This is a genomic window from Streptomyces sp. NPDC050439, assembly GCF_040655335.1.
Taxonomy (GTDB): domain Bacteria; phylum Actinomycetota; class Actinomycetes; order Streptomycetales; family Streptomycetaceae; genus Streptomyces.
On the sequence record NZ_JBFAJT010000017.1, the window covers coordinates 37,521 to 49,968 of the forward strand.

Annotated in this window: 8 protein-coding genes, 1 pseudogene and 1 CRISPR repeat array; of the genes and pseudogenes, 4 read left to right on the plus strand and 5 right to left on the minus strand. The window is 67.5% G+C overall.

The features are described 5' to 3' along the window. Positions 1-563 precede the first annotated feature (563 nt). From AB0I66_RS42390 to fxlM, 3 genes are read left to right on the plus strand one after another with little or no spacing between them, the layout of a single operon-like run. Complete coding sequence (locus AB0I66_RS42390) at positions 564-3,470, plus strand: lantibiotic dehydratase (RefSeq protein WP_363213450.1); 2,907 nt, start codon at positions 564-566, stop codon at positions 3,468-3,470. Next, positions 3,467-4,609: a lanthionine synthetase C family protein gene (locus AB0I66_RS42395; RefSeq protein WP_363213451.1), complete on the plus strand. Its 1,143-nt coding sequence runs from the start codon at positions 3,467-3,469 to the stop codon at positions 4,607-4,609. The genes AB0I66_RS42390 and AB0I66_RS42395 overlap by 4 nt, the downstream gene beginning before the upstream one ends. A gap of 17 nt (positions 4,610-4,626) precedes the next feature. Then, positions 4,627-5,823, plus strand: a complete 1,197-nt coding sequence (gene fxlM / locus AB0I66_RS42400) for a methyltransferase, FxLD system (RefSeq protein ID WP_363213452.1) — start codon at positions 4,627-4,629, stop codon at positions 5,821-5,823. Between the two features lie 677 nt (positions 5,824-6,500). On the opposite strand, the gene AB0I66_RS42405 is transcribed toward fxlM, so the two are convergent. From AB0I66_RS42405 to AB0I66_RS42415, 3 genes are all read right to left on the minus strand, one after another. Beyond that, entirely contained in the window at positions 6,501-7,073 is a 573-nt protein-coding gene (locus AB0I66_RS42405) for a phosphotransferase (RefSeq protein ID WP_363213453.1), read from the minus strand. Continuing rightward, positions 7,060-7,374, minus strand: a complete 315-nt coding sequence (locus AB0I66_RS42410) for a hypothetical protein (protein ID WP_363213454.1) — start codon at positions 7,372-7,374, stop codon at positions 7,060-7,062. Before AB0I66_RS42410 ends, AB0I66_RS42405 begins: the two co-directional genes overlap by 14 nt. 206 nt (positions 7,375-7,580) lie before the next feature. Beyond that, the gene (locus AB0I66_RS42415) at positions 7,581-8,489 is read right to left on the minus strand and encodes a replication-relaxation family protein (protein WP_363213458.1); all 909 of its coding nucleotides are present in this window, start codon (positions 8,487-8,489) and stop codon (positions 7,581-7,583) included. Between the two features lie 803 nt (positions 8,490-9,292). Here AB0I66_RS42415 and AB0I66_RS42420 point away from each other — a divergent pair. Then, a complete protein-coding gene (locus AB0I66_RS42420) occupies positions 9,293-10,573 on the plus strand; it encodes a pentapeptide repeat-containing protein (protein WP_363213455.1) in 1,281 nt (426 codons plus the stop codon). Between the two features lie 264 nt (positions 10,574-10,837). Here the strand turns inward: AB0I66_RS42420 and AB0I66_RS42425 are convergent. Beyond that, positions 10,838-11,086, minus strand: a pseudogene (locus AB0I66_RS42425) (transposase); the annotation flags it as partial. A 44-nt stretch (positions 11,087-11,130) separates the two neighbouring features. After that, positions 11,131-11,340, minus strand: coding sequence for a hypothetical protein (locus tag AB0I66_RS42430; RefSeq protein WP_363213456.1), 210 nt, complete (start codon positions 11,338-11,340; stop codon positions 11,131-11,133). Between the two features lie 198 nt (positions 11,341-11,538). Then, a CRISPR array of direct repeats spans positions 11,539-11,996; the repeat unit is 29 nt; unit sequence GTGCTCCCCGCACCCGCGGGGATGGTCCC. Positions 11,997-12,448: the final 452 nt, after the last annotated feature.

Here is a 12,448-nt window from a genome sequence, read left to right on the forward strand (position 1 = left end):
CCCGGTTCTTGGCCCGCGACCGGCGGTCCACGGATCCGAGGGCCGGGTAGCCCTTGCCACCGGCCGTCGGCGGTCGGTGGCAAGGGCTTGCCACACACGCATACGCCCGGTGGCGAGGCGTCAGACCACCGGGCGGGCGCAACCCCTACGTCGACGCGGTGCCCGCGTTGTGGGCTGCACGGCCCGTGCAGCAGCCCAGAACGGAGGTCCTGCGGGCACTCCCCGCCCGCTCCTGGGCGGCCCGACAAACAAGGAGCACCAGTGTCGAACGCGACAGATCAGCAACAGCCGATCGCCTCCACTGCGGCACCGGTCGACGAGTGGGAGCTGACGACCACCATCACCCGGTCACCTGTCCCGATCGTTGAGGCCTGCGGCACCGACGACGGATGCGCCACATCCTGCGCCTCGTCCTGCACATCTAGCTGACCCCTTGCGCTGGGGCGGCGCCTTTCCCGGCCGCCCCAGCGCTCTTTGCAGAGGACGAGGAACCGCTGATCATGACTCGACTCATCTTCCGTAGGCGTGATGACGTACTGGTCCTGCGGGCCGCGGCGCTGCCTGTGAAAGCCCGCCCTGTTGACTGGCCTGACGTCGATTCGCCGCGTGAGTGCCGCCAGTGGCTCGCCCGCATCTGGGGCGATACCGCGTTTGTCGTGCCACTGAGAGCAGCAGCTCCAGGCCTGGCCGACTTCGTAGAGCGCATCGTCGACGTCGGTGACGTCACGCCGAAGCGCGTGCGGAAAGCGACCTGCTCCGTGGCCCGATACCTCCTGCGCGCATCGGCCAGGGCGACGCCCTTCGGCCTGTTCGCCGGTGTCGCGCTCGCCGAGGCCGGGCCCATCTCCGCAGAGATCAGCACAGGCCATCAGCCCCTCGCGCGCCCCGACACCCTGTGGGTGGACCATGTGCGACGCGCCTTGCAGGGCCGCGCGGACGTGCTGCCTCACCTGGCCTTACAGGTCAACAACCTGTCCTGTCGGCGAGGCGACGTGCTCATCACTCCCCGGTCGGGCGGACGCCTGGCGAGTACGCCCCTCGCCCGCCCCTTGACCGTCCTCTTGGACGCGGCGACTGACCCGGCCCCGGGTCGCCACCTTATGCACCTCCTCGCAGAGGCAGGAGGCACACCCGAGCAGATCGTGCGCCTGATCGGGAAAGCCCTCGAGGACGAGTACCTGATCAGCAACCTCACGGCACCCATGACGGTGACCGATCCAGCCGCCCACATCGTGCGCACTCTGCTCCCACACGAGGGCGTCCTCGAATCGGGCACCCTCGCCTTACTCGACTGCCTCAGCAAGGCGCAGATGGCGCTTGCCATCCACAATCAGGCTGCTCCCGAACAGACCCACCGGCTACGGGCTGCGGCCGAGGAACGGATGCGTGACGTCCCGGCCGAGTGCCGGAGCCGGATCAGCCTTGATCTGCACCTCGACGCCGAGGTGCGAGTGCCCCATCAGGTCCTGCGCGAGGCAGAGCGCGCCGCGCACGCCTTGGTACGGCTGACGCGCACACATGGGGAATCGCCGCAGTGGGCCGCCTACCAGACGCATTTTTGGGAGCGCTACGGTGCCGGCGTCCTGGTGCCGGTCCGCGATGCGGCCGATCTCGCCGCGGGCATCGGCTTGCCTGCCGACTACCCGATGTCAGTGTGGAGCGAGAAGCCGCTCAGGGTTCTGCCGCGGGACGAGCAACTGGCAGCCATGGCCATGCAAGCGGCTGTGACCGGCGCCCGCGAAGTGTTCCTCACCGACGAGGACATTGACGGCTTCGCCACCCCCGAGCCGGAAGTGCCTGTCGCCCCGCACGTGGAGATGGCGTTCAGGATCCGAGCACTCAGCCAGGAAGATGTCGCGCACGGGGACTTCAGGATCGATGTGCGGCCGTCATGGACGACTGGGGTTCTGTCCGGCCGGTTTACCGAAGTACTCGGGAGCCGACTGTCAGACCCGTACCGGACACTGCCCACCATGACCCAGGGCGCACTCTCGGCGCAGCTCTCCTTCGTGCCCAGCTTCCCGCACGCCCAGAACATTGCGCGCATTCCTGCCGTGCTGCCCCACGTCATCTCTGTCGGCGAGATCCGCGAGCCGACAGGCGATGTGATCGGCGTTGATGACCTCGCCGTCTACTCCACGGGCAGGCAGCTGCATCTCGTCAGCATGTCCCGGCGGCGCATCGTGGAACCTCTTGTGTTCCACCCTCTCGCCTTGGAGAAGCAAGCCCCGCCCTTGGCAAGGTTCCTGGCCATGGTCGGGCGGGGCTTCGCCACGGCCTGGACCGCCTTCGACTGGGGGCCTGCCGCGGCTGGCCTGCCCTGGCTGCCGCGAGTCCGCTACGGCCGTGCCATCTTGGCTCCCGCCCGGTGGAAGCTGTCCGCCGCGACACTGCCGTCTGGTGCCTTTGGGTCGGCCTGGCACAAGGCCCTCAGTGATTGGGCGCTCGCGTGGCGCTGCCCTCCCCGGCTCGAGCTGAGGGACGACGACCGCACCATCAGTGTGGTCTTGGCTGAGCCGTTGCACGCACGCCTCATTCACGACCAGGTGCGCCGTCGCGGGTTCGTGGTGTTCACCGAGACCGTCAGCGATGAAGAACTGGGCTGGATTGGGCACGCACACGAGATCACCGTTGCCCTCGCCTCGACCCGCCCACAGATGCCGCACCCGGACCTTTCCACCGTCCCCGTGGTCCGCAATCACGAGGCTGGAGCCGTGGGGCAGCGGTGGACTCAGGCGAAGGTCTTCACTCACCCCACCGTCATGGATCAGGTCATCAGCGAGCGCATTCCCCGCCTGTGCGAAGGACTCGGCACCTGCGGCGTGTGGTTCGTGCGCTACCGGTCACTGGAGGAGAGCGATCATCTGCGGATCCGCGTTCCGGCCACCGATCCAGGCGGCCAGGCGGCCACCCTGCGCATCTTGACCGCGTGGATGGAGCAGCTCACCGCGGACCGGCTCGCCTCCCACCTGACCATCGACGGCTACCGGCCCGAGGTCGGCCGCTACGGCACCGGGGCCGCCATGACAGCGGCCGAGGACGTATTCGTCGCAGACAGCCTCGTCGCCCGCTACGCCCTCACTGATCTGCCCCACCTTGAGTCAGAGATGGTGTGCGCCCTCAGCATGATCGACGTGGCCGAGGGGCTACTGGGCATCGGTGAGGGGCGGGCCTGGATGGCGGAGACACCCGCACCCGTCGATTGCCCCCAGCAGGGTGCCGGCCCGGCGAGTCCTTCGCCGATGCGAGATGCCTCGCCCCGCCTCGCCCAGGCCATGGACCAACGCAGGTCCGCTCTCGCCGCCTACCGGTCTGCGATCAACGACGAGCGCCGCCTGGACCAGACCCTCGAATCTCTGCTGCACATGCACCACAACCGGCTCGCGGGACCCGACCGGGACAGCGAAGCCGCCGCCCGGCATACGGCACGCCAGGCCTGCCGGTCGCTTCTGCTGAGGGAACGCGCATGAACCACGACGACTTGAGTGCAGGCTTCGCCGGAAGCGCCCTGTACGAGATGGTCATGGCGCGTGACAACGGGAATTGGGCAACGGCTCACGACGCGGCGAGAACCCTTAACGCGCACCCCATCACCGCGCATCCGGCCACGGCGAGTCTCTACCGCGGCGCGCCCGCCGTGGCCTACGTCCTGCACATCGCAGGACACCGCGCCTACGCACGAGCCCTCGCCGAACTCGACGCGGAAGTGATCGCGATCGTCGCGTACCGACTGACGGCCGCTGAGCGCCGCATGGACCGCAAACAGCCCCCGCTCATGCGCGAATACGACCTGATCAGTGGCCTCACCGGTCTGGGTGCCTATCTCCTGCACCGCGGCCGTGCTCACGCCCTTGAGCGCGTCCTGGGCTACCTGGTGCGGCTGCTCACCCAGACACTCACCGTGGACGGATATCAGGTTCCCGGCTGGTGGGCGGCCGCCGGACAGCGCGACCAGCCGGAAAGCGGAGCGATGGCGAGAGGGCACGTCAACTTCGGTATCGCGCATGGAGTCAGTGGCCCGCTCGCGCTGCTCGCCCTGGCCCACCGCGCCGGATGCACCGTCGACGGACAGCACCAGGCGATGGCCGAGGTCATCGAGCACCTCACCACCTGGGCGCACCCCCTCAAAACCCGCGGCAACGGCTGGCCCGAGCACCTGTCCCTGGAAGCGTACGAGGGCGGACCGGTCCCCGGCGCTGCACCTGGGCGACCTTCCTGGTGCTACGGCACGCCCGGCATCGGACGCGCCCTGCAACTCGCGGCGCTCGCCCTGCACGACGAGGCAGCCCGTCGCCTGGCCGAGGACACGGTCCTTCAGGCCATCACCGACCCTCGTCAACTCGCTCACCTCACGGACACCTCGCTCTGTCACGGCTGGGCCGGACTGCTGCTCACCGCCCACTGGATCGCATGCGACGCTTCGACTCCAGCTATCAGAAGCGGACTGCCAGTGCTGCAATCCCACCTGAGCGCCCGCCTAGAGCAGCACGAGATACCGGAGAACGCCGGTCTGCTCACGGGCCCCGCCGGCGTTCTCCTCGCGCTGCACACCCTCAACCCCTCCCGCCCCGTTCAACCGGGGTGGGAGACGTGTCTCCTCCTCAACTGAAAGCGAGCGATGTGACTGTGAGCCAGACCCCCACGTCCGACGAACTGCGAAACGGACTCGTCGACGAGATCCTCAGCACGGGCCAAGTGCCTGCCGACGTAGAGGGGGCCATGCGCACCGTGCCCCGCGAGGCTTTCCTCCCGGGCATTGAGCTCAAGAACGCATACACGGACCAGGCCGTCGCCATCAAGGACAACCCTGACGGCCCGCAGCCCCTGTCCTGCGCGTCTGTCCCCTCCGTCGTTGCCATGATGCTCGCCCAGCTCAACGCTCAGCGCGGCGACAACATCCTCGAGATCGGCGCTGGCACCGGCTACAACGCGGCTCTCCTTGCCGAACTCGTCGGGGACGGGGCGGTCACGACGATCGACATCGACTCCGATGTAGCTCTGCACGCCCGCGGCACCCTCAACCGGGCAGGCTACGAGCACGTCACCGTCATCGAACGGGATGGCCTGCTCGGCGACCGCAGGAACGCGCCGTACAACCGGATCATTGCCACCGTCGGAGTCTGGGACATCCCCAGGGCGTGGTGGGGCCAGCTCGAGGAAGGAGGGCGCCTCGTGCTCCCGCTTCGCTGGCGTGGACAGACCCGTTCCGTCGCCCTGACCCGCCGGGGCGACTCGCTCGTCTCCGACGGCATGCAACTGTGCGGCTTCGTCCCCATCATCGGCCAGGGCGGCGAGAAGATGGCCTCCCTCAACGCCGACGGCACGCTGCGCATCCACTACGACGAGGACCAGGCAGTCGAGCCCTACGCACTCACCAACACCCTGGACGATGCGTCCTGCCTCGAGCAGTGGTCCGCCCAACGCATCGGCGGTGAGGAATCGTTCGACGGGGTGTGGCTGCGAGCTACAGCCAGCGATGACCGGGTGTGCCGCCTGGAGGTGACTCCGGAGGCCGTGGACAAGGACCTGGTGCGCAAGCCCGCAGTGCCCTCCCGCAGCCCCGCCCTGGTGGAAGGTGATTCCCTCGCCTACCTGATCGTGCACCGTGAGGGCGTCGACTCGCAGCGCCCGTTCCAGCTCGGTGCGGCCGCCTACGGGCCGCGCGGCGGTCTCCTCGCCCGAGACCTCATCGCGCACATCGACGCGTGGGACGAGGCGCGAGACGCGGTTCCCACCATGCGCATCACCCCGTCAAGGGCGGCCGAAAAGACGACGGGGCACGTCATCGCCAAGCCGGAAAGCCGCATCACGCTGACGTACTGACGACAGCCTCACAAGATCGTTCTTGCCCAATTGGGCAGGAACGATCTTGATGTTGGCCTGGCACCAGGGCCGGGGCGAACCTCGGGGATGTACGGTGCAGACGCGGGTGGAGGGGTGGTGGCCCGGTGATCGCCCGCGCCTCCTTCTGGCTGGCGTGCCGGACGCGCCGGTACCGTCCGCTTGAGCGTCGATGTGCTGCGTATCAGCAGCACGTTCAGTGCAGAAGTGCTCACGGGTCTGCGGGAGTCAGAACGTGCCCTGCGGACCCGTCCTGGTCCGTCAACTGGCGACGCCGCAGCGTGAAACTGCTGATGCCTCCCGGTACAGCGCCGACCTGACCTGCTCCTACCTGCAGCGATGTGCGCACGCGCGATGCTGCGCTGGCCCAGCCTCCGCGTGACCATCGAGAGCGGCCGATCTGCCGATGGCCGCGCCTGGTCCACACCGCCAGGCACTGATATCGATCCCCTGACGACGAACGCCGACGTGCTCGCTGAAGTCGTGAACGTGGCGCTCATCCGCAAGTCGCTGTGGTGCTCACCCGACGGCGCGAAGGGCAGAAGACTTCCTCGGCTACCTGCACGCGGCGCACCTGCAGGGCGGGCTCAACCGCGGATTCGCCGATCTTGCGGCCACCAGGGTGGTGACCTGCACACGGGGCCGATGGCGTCACACGGCTATGCCCAACCCAACCGGTGCCTGATCCAGGACCGCCCCGCGGCCGCCGCCCGATTCCGGTACACCCGCAGCTCGGGCGGCAGGGCGCCGTCCGTGTCCTCCCAGATCCCACACAGCCCCACCACGAACGCCGTGATGTCCGCGGGATCCGCCGAGTCCCACGCCGGCAGCATGCGCACCACCTGTTCGGCTGCCTGCGGTGTATGCCCGGCCACGATCAACTGTGCGCAAACAAAAACGGGATCAACCCAGGACGCACCGGCCGCCGCAGACGCCCAGTCCACGACGAGCACCCGCTCCCCGGACAGGATCATGTTGTCGGCACGCAAATCGGCATGCACGAGGGTGCGCCCCGCCATGCTGCACCGCTCCTCCCACGCGGCCAGTTCAGCCGCCCGCTCAGGCCACGCTCCGCTTCGCCGCCAGCCACGGAACTCCACGGCCGCACGCGGCACTTCCGCAGGCGCTGCGGTCCCGTTCAGCACGCCCAGGGTTTCCACAACACGGGAGATATCCGCGGAGTGCAGCGACAGATCTGGATGACGGCCTACCACAGACTCAAAGACCAGCATTGACCATCCCGCCACCTGCAGCGAACACAGCAGCGCAGGAGCCGGTACACGTGCGGGCAATTCGATTGGTGCGCTGCTCGGCGCCCATCATTGCCGCGATCCGAGGGCTGCCGGGGCCGACCGCCTTGACGAACACACGCGCGCCCGTCGACAGCCGCAACACACCTGCCATCGCGGGAGTGAATCCGCCCGCAGAAGAGGCAGCAGTCAGGACACGTGCGCCTACCGCGTCCTCGAATGCGGCGCGCACCGCCTCAGGCAGATCGAGCCACTTCGGCCGTACGGCGAAGGACGGAGACACACGAGTCACCTTACGGACTGCCTCACTCCCACTGCCGCGCAATTACCGGGCGGCGATCTCTTGGCGTGGCGGCGGGCCTGTTCTCAGGTACAGCGCCGTGGGCAGCACGGAGTTGCGTCTGGGGCCGAACCCAGCTGCGACGCGATTCAGCTGACCGTGGCTGTTTGAACGATCCACCAAGTCGTGCGTGCACCAACGCCCCACAGCTATAGGTCAATCCAGGCACGCGGGTCCGGTTCACCGGCCAGCGGTGTCCACACAGCGGCTGCGGCGCCGTGCTGTTCCAGGTCTTCCAAGACGGCGGCGCCGAGCGGGACGTGACGGGCGAGTTCGGCGACGGCGGGGTGCACTTCGACCATGGACCGTAGATCAGCAGTGCGGTTGGCCAGGGTGCGGCGGCTGGCGTTGGTGAGGATGAACAGGACGCGGGGGAAAAGGGGGTACCAGCGCTGCCACACCGGCCCGTCGATCCCTGCAGCCACCTTGCGGCGGCCGACGGGCGCGGGCTGGTACAGCCTGAAGCGGGCGTACTCGATCAGCTTGCTGGCCATCCGTTCGCTGCTCATGGTCGAGCGGTCGATCTCGATGCAGGCCCGCAGTTTGGTCCGGCCGCCGTCGGCGCGGGTGAGGGTGTAGTGCATGAGGGCGTCGGCAATGAGGCGCTCGCCCTCACCGAGATTGTGTGAGACCTCGTGGGTCCAGTCGAAGGGGCCGTGCTCATCGCCGCGGCGGCGGGCGTCGGTGACGAAAGCGGCGTGGGCACGTACGGCGGCGAGCGTGTGGGCGGTGCGCAGCGAGGCGGCGCTGGCCGAGGTGATGGGGTAGGTCGGTCGGCCCTGCAGTTCGGGCAGCCCTTGGGTCAGGCGGGCTCCCTCGCTGGTCAGATACCAGGCACGCGTCCGGTTGGACCGGGGCAGCACGACGTGCTCGACGAGCTTAAGACGCATGAGTTGGTTGAGGTTGCGAGACACGTGCGGGCGGTTGCTGGGCAGCAGGACCTGCTGGAGCTGCGCGGTCGTGGCCATCCGGTGCTGCGCGATGAAGGGCAGGATCCGGTCGGCGAGGCTTTGGCGCTCCCGGGGGCTCGGCGGTGTCCTCGGCCTCCGGTGCGGGATTCACGCTCGGTGTGCTCCTTGTTCAATGCGGCCCAGGCCAGGCCGAGTTGTCGCGCTGGCACGGGGACCACCCCCGCATACGCGGGGACCACTGCGCGCCCGAGCACAGGCGGGACGTCGTGTAGGGACCACCCCCGCATGCGCGGGGACCACGGGTGGGGGTGTGTGGTGCACGCGCTGGCAGTGGGACTACCCCCGCATGCGTGAGGATCACAGGGAGCGACCTGCACGTTCATGGGTTGGGGGAGCCAATTTTGCTCACTAGCGCGTGAATCGACATTTAGGGCATCTGTCTTCAAACTCTATGGCTCATGGGAGGAACTCTGGGGATCTCTGGTATTTGCGTGTTCCCCGCTCCTGCGGGGCTTGAGGGTGGATTCGTAGGTGCTGACACGTTCACGCCGCCAGTCGTCCGCGAGAGGTACGCGTGCTGAGTCCGCGTCACGCCTGCGGAGTTCGCCCAGTACCTCAGCAAACTTCCATCTGTGCGGCAGGGTCAGCTGTTCGCGGCCGATGGCGATCAGCAGGGCGAGGGTTTCGGTGGTGGCCAGGTGGCCAGGTGGCCAGGTGGCCGGGACGGCGGGGCGGCACTGCTCAGTACGGGAGGGGCGGCTTTGTGCGGGCCGGCGTGGGATGCCGAGGTAGGTGCCTGGTCCAAGGAGGAGTATCCCCGGCCGGACTGCAGCCGGATACTGTCCTCTCAGCTACCCCGCGATAGTGATCCTGCGTGCGGAAACTTCAAGGGATCCTCTGAATTTGGCGTATCCGGCGTGCCGCATCCCGCGCACGGACATCATGCCGTCATGACCGACGATCCCTCAGAGAAGAAGCGCGCCGGCTCGGGACAGGTCGACTGGATGAGGTTCGGGCGAATCGTTGCCAGTGCCGTCGTCGCCCTCGCTGCTGGCTGGTTCCTCGCCTGGCTGCTCATCTGGGGGGTCTGGGACATCGAACACGATCGCATCTACGTTAAGGACAAGAACGGCGACGAAGTCCTTGTCCAAGCCGCCGGCATCATCGTCACCGGCTTCCGTACTGCCGTTATCGCTCTCCTCGCCGGCATCCTCACACTCGTCGGACTCCACTACACCCGCAAGAAGCACACACTCGAACTCGAACAGTTCAAACACGCCCAAGAACAGTTCGCTGCCAGCCAGGCGCAGTTCGAGACCACGCTCCGCGAAGCCCAGGTACGCGACCAGCGACAAGCTGAGCTAACGCGAGAGGGCCAAGTCACCGGACGGTATGTCGAAGCGATCAAGCTCGTCGCATCCAAGGAGCGGTACGAAGTCCTAGGCGGCATCTATGCACTTGGCCGCATCATGAAGGACTCGGAGAAGGACCACCCCACCATCGCAGACGTTGTCGCCGCCTACGTGCGTGCACGTCTCAACGGCAGTGCAGAGGAGATTGCAGCCTTCACACGTGATGAATACGACGAGCACGGCGTCAAGGAAGTTCCCCTGGCCGAGGACATCCGTGCAGCCTTAGCAGTCCTCCAGAGCAATTGGAAGAAGGGGCACAAAGCTGATCTGCGCGGAATCACACTCGCTGGATGGCTGGCCGTCGAAGCCCAACTAGGGGGAGCGCGACTAGATCACGCACGCCTGTTCAAGGCCCAGCTACCGGGTGCGGATCTCAGCTGGTCAGAGATGCTGAAAGTCGACCTGCGAGGTGCTGAGTTGCGCGACGCTACGCTCGTCAACACCTATCTCATCGGTGCCGACCTCACAGGCGCCAAACTCGATGGTGCAAACCTACGAGATATTCGGCTGCAGAGCTCAACCCTCAAGAAGGCAGTGCTGCACGGGGCGCAACTCCACGGTGCACGAATGGACAGAGTCGACTTGGCAGAGGCTGACCTCACGGGCGCAGACCTTTCCCACGCCATCATGGCCGAGACTTTCAACCTGACGCTGCCCCAGATCTGCATGGCGGGCATCTACGAGAGCACCCGCCTCCCCGAACAGCTCGCCAACGACCCTGATGTACGCACACGCATCGCCGAATGCGAAGCTGCCCGAGCAGCGAACGTACCCATTCCTTCAGCTGACCCCACCACATACTGGGCACGCGAGGAGTAGGCCCGCTTGCAACCGCTGGCCGGACGTAGAGGCACTGAGCAAGCAGGATGGCCCTACAGGCAGCTGGCTGCAGGGCTTCCCATACTCGTGATGGCTGCTACAGCGAACGCAGGCAACGCAGGCTCCTCCAACCCAACACCTGTGACACGATCCGACGCGCTGCACCCGTCGTGACCGGCCCGGCGATATCGCCAGCGCCCGCAAGGATGCCGAAGTCCCAGCGGCCGACCCGCTCGCGGTGCGGTAGACCGTTGATCAATCCAGCTATCGCCGGGTCCAGATGAGGATGGCGGCAAAGTGGAGTGCGGCCTGATGGGCAATAGCGAGCTTGTCCGTTTGCATTGCCAGGCCACGCCACTGTTTCAACCGGTTGATGCATCGCTCGACAGCATTGCGCCGCTTGTATGCCTCAGCATCGTAACCAGGCGGCCGCCCTCCCGGGCTGCCTCGCCGGATGCGGTGTCCGACCTGGTCGGCGGGCTGCGGAATGACGGCACGGATCCCGCGACGACGGCGGGACCATCACCACGCCGGCTCCGTGCGGACGGGACTCTTGCTCAGGCTCCTCCGTATCGCTGTCCGGCCTTACCGGCCGACAGCTCGGCCAGCACCTTCGTGACGGTCTCCCGCGTGATCTCCCATCGCGACAGATCCTCCTGGGCCGCCTGCAACCTCAGCTTCAACTCCGCTGCCTCGGCCTGCAGTTCCTCGACGCGGCACCGAGCCGCGGCCTCCCGCACCTCGATTTCCTCCGGCAAAGACACCATGGCGCCCCACCTCCACCCACTCAATTCAGTTCAGGATGACGAGTGTGATGCCGGGCCGGGGCACCCACTTTGTCCTGGCTGGAACGGACCTCGAAACTACGGCTGGATACCGTCGATCAATTTCGGGCTGTGGCGTGCTGCCCGTGGGAAGGCCTTGGACGTCAGACGTCGGTCCGTCGTTAAGGGGACGGAGCAGTGGTGCTCCCCGCACCCGCGGGGATGGTCCGCAGGGGGGGGCAAAGCCCACTGGACCCTCGACGAGTGCTCCCCGCACCCGCGGGGATGGTCCCGGGCGCGCGAGCTCCAGGCGCTGCGGCACGATGTGCTCCCCGCACCCGCGGGGATGGTCCCGGGCTCGGCCCGTACGGCGAGGACGAACTGGCGTGCTCCCCGCACCCGCGGGGATGGTCCCCTGAGCGCGGCCACGCTGCGGTTCGCGAAGAAGTGCTCCCCGCACCCGCGGGGATGGTCCCCTCCTGCGCCTGGCCGTCAACGCCTCCGACATGTGCTCCCCGCACCCGCGGGGATGGTCCCTCGTCCCAGCGCAGCGCCGCGTAGCCGTCCTCGTGCTCCTCGCGCCCGCGGGGATGGTCCCCCGGCATACACGAGCAGCGCGGCGCCGCCCGCGTGCTCCCCGCACATGCGGGGATGACCCCGATCCTGGGAACACGTCATACGCACCACCTCCTGCTCCCCGCGCATACGGGGCCCCAGTGGCGGCGACGCCGCCCTTGTTCGCGTCGGTAGCTCCCCGCGCGTGCGGGGGTGGCCCCAGGGTTCCGGGAGTTGGCTTCTTTTCCCGGAACTGCTCCCCGCGCATGCTGGGATGGTCTTCGGGCCAAAAAATGGGCGGCGCGGCTGGCTAGTGGTGGCGATGCGGTGCTGGGTGAGGGCGGCCGGTGCTTGGTTGCGCAGGGGTTCAACGGGATTGGAGGCCAGGCTCGTGGCGGGGATGTTTGGTACGGGTTAGTCAAGCAATGTCCCTTCCCTGTCTGGTCGGGCCGGGGTCTTTGCGCCCGCGGGGATGGTCCCCCGGCATACACGAGCAGCGCGGCGCCGCCCGCGTGCTCCCCGCACATGCGGGGATGACCCCGATCCTGGGAACACG

Excerpts from the sequence above, each read along its gene's own strand:
- AB0I66_RS42405 (WP_363213453.1), bottom strand. The coding sequence starts at position 7,073 with ATGCTGGTCTTTGAGTCTGTGGTAGGCCGTCATCCAGATCTGTCGCTG.
- AB0I66_RS42420 (WP_363213455.1), top strand. The coding sequence starts at position 9,293 with ATGACCGACGATCCCTCAGAGAAGAAGCGCGCCGGCTCGGGACAGGTC.
- AB0I66_RS42430 (WP_363213456.1), bottom strand. The coding sequence starts at position 11,340 with ATGGTGTCTTTGCCGGAGGAAATCGAGGTGCGGGAGGCCGCGGCTCGG.
- AB0I66_RS42395 (WP_363213451.1), top strand. The coding sequence starts at position 3,467 with ATGAACCACGACGACTTGAGTGCAGGCTTCGCCGGAAGCGCCCTGTAC.